At 39.8% G+C, this 2,227-nt stretch carries 2 protein-coding genes; both read left to right on the top strand.

Annotation, left to right across the window (positions count from 1 at the left end; translation table 11 throughout):
* Window position 1 precedes the first annotated feature (1 nt).
* Window positions 2-883, top strand: coding sequence for a carbapenem-hydrolyzing class A beta-lactamase (gene bla / locus B9J87_RS02185; RefSeq protein WP_094149271.1), 882 nt, complete (start codon window positions 2-4; stop codon window positions 881-883).
* A gap of 453 nt (window positions 884-1,336) precedes the next feature.
* A complete protein-coding gene (locus B9J87_RS02180; RefSeq protein ID WP_094149270.1) occupies window positions 1,337-1,897 on the top strand; it encodes a hypothetical protein in 561 nt (186 codons plus the stop codon).
* Window positions 1,898-2,227 lie beyond the last annotated feature (330 nt).

Genomic DNA, 2,227 nt, shown 5'->3' with positions numbered 1-2,227 from the left:
AATGTTCAGTTTCAAAAAATCGACGTTATTGTCGATTGTTATTTTACTGCCCGTATCAACTCAAACCATTGCACAAACGGATATTCAACTGACCCAATCGGTCAAAGATATCGAAAGTGATTGGCAAGGTCGTATTGGCGTCTATGCTTACGATATATATGGAAGTTTTACTTTTGGTTACCGTGAGCAGGAACGCTTTCCTTTGTGCAGTTCTTTTAAATCACTTCTGGCAGCGGCTATTTTACAAAAATCGCAAAATCAACTGCTGAACTTAGACACTTCTATCGATTTTAGTGAACGTGATCTAGAGTTTTGGTCACCAATTACCGAGGAAAATCACGCCGAAGGAATGACCATAGGCCAACTGGCTCAAGCTGCCCTTCAATACAGCGATAATGGCGCTACCAATATTTTATTAGAGCGTTATATCGGTGGCCCTAAAGGTATGAATACCTTTATGAAAAGCATTGGAGATGAAGATTTCCGTTTAGACCGTTGGGAGCTAGAACTCAATACAGCAATACCCGGAGACGAACGAGACACCTCTACACCTAAATCAATGGCGACGAGCATTGGCAAGCTATCTTTTGGCAATGTACTGTCGGCCTCCCATCAGGAGTTATTTCATGATTGGCTAATCGGTAACACGACTGGAGATAACAGAATCAGAGCTGCCGTTCCTAAGCAATGGCAAGTCGGTGATAAAACGGGAACCTGTGGTGCCTATGGTGCAGCAAGCGATGTCGCTGTTATTTGGCGAGAAAAAGCATCTCCGTTAGTAATAGCAATATATACACATAAATCTGAACCAAGCGCGAAACATAGCGATAAGATAATAGCAGAGGTTGCTAAAGAAACTTTGCAATACATGATAAGTCAATAAAATACTATTCCCACTCAAGTGGTCAATTAAAGTTGCCGACTTGAGTGGGAATGCAAATCTTATAGCTTGTGATAACGAACGTATATCCCCTTCCTATTTGAAGTTTCAAGGGGGCTGGCTACGTTCGTTCATCCCAATCATAGAGTCTATCTATGCTCATGCACACTCGCTCACTTACCGCCTGCCTGCAACTCTAAATTGTTTGGGTATAGTATTCATTGAGCAACTCTAGTTAACTGTTATTCGAGCATCTTGATTGATTAAGCTGCAGATATCGAGTTGTATCAAACTGATTTATAATGATTATTTTAATTTACATTAATTTCCTATCTCATGGCCTAGTTTGCTGACATTATCGGCTCACTAGCCGCTGAACATGCATTATCCCTCAGAATAAACCTTCACAGATTGGATGATGACTCGACATAAACATTTTATCCAAAGGTATAAGTAATGACATTTCGTATTATTTTAATCCCAGCTTTACTGCTATTTTCTACCGTGAACCTAGCAGCAGAAGATACCAAAGAATACGTTTTTAACCTTCAACATGTTGTAAAAGAAAAATTAGCATTCGATTTGTTAATTCCATGGACGACCACTAATCATCCGACTGAGTCTACCGTTGATTTTGATCTTGTAAATCTTCATGACGCTGTGTATAAGCAAGAATTTATCGCCTCACTAGTAGAAAATGCAAGGATAAAATCAACTGACCCCGATCATAAATTTGATCTTGAACTTAAAAGGTCATCCACATTTTCAAATGACGGTAAATCCTGTAGCGAGACATCATCATGCCCAGATTTAAGTACCGTTGGTTTAACATCGCAGACACCACAGGATCATAAAGTTTTTGATGCAGCAGGTTTAGAACAAACTGTCATCAAGCTAGAAGGTCAAATAGGAAATAAAGTAATGCCAGGGTTTGTAATTAGACATAAGCGTAAAAATGAATTTCCAGCCGGGACTTATACTGAACAATGGGTATTGTCTATCACCCCTGCCATATAATGGTTCTGCTGACCAATCAAAGAGGCTACGCTTATGCGTAGTCTTTTTTGCGCCTGCTGTTTCTAAGTGAAATACCAAGTATTCTTATACACGTACTACTTAAGCCAACCACGGACAACGGCTTAAACGATTTTATGCATCGACTAACTTAGTCACTCGCCACTTATCTACCCCATCCTTTATCCTACGATGGCCAATATTAACACTTGCAACATTTAGTTAATGCTTTTTGCAGAGCCCATCGATATGGAGAGTCGCGACTCTATGCATCGCTAAAAGTCAACATGAACTGACTTTCCACTGTTCCTAATAATTACTATCAACCTGTTC

The sequence above is a fragment of the Vibrio sp. V19_P1S1T109 genome (assembly GCF_002241375.1).
Classification (GTDB): domain Bacteria; phylum Pseudomonadota; class Gammaproteobacteria; order Enterobacterales; family Vibrionaceae; genus Vibrio; species Vibrio anguillarum.
This window is presented reverse-complemented; position numbering and strand designations above follow the sequence as displayed.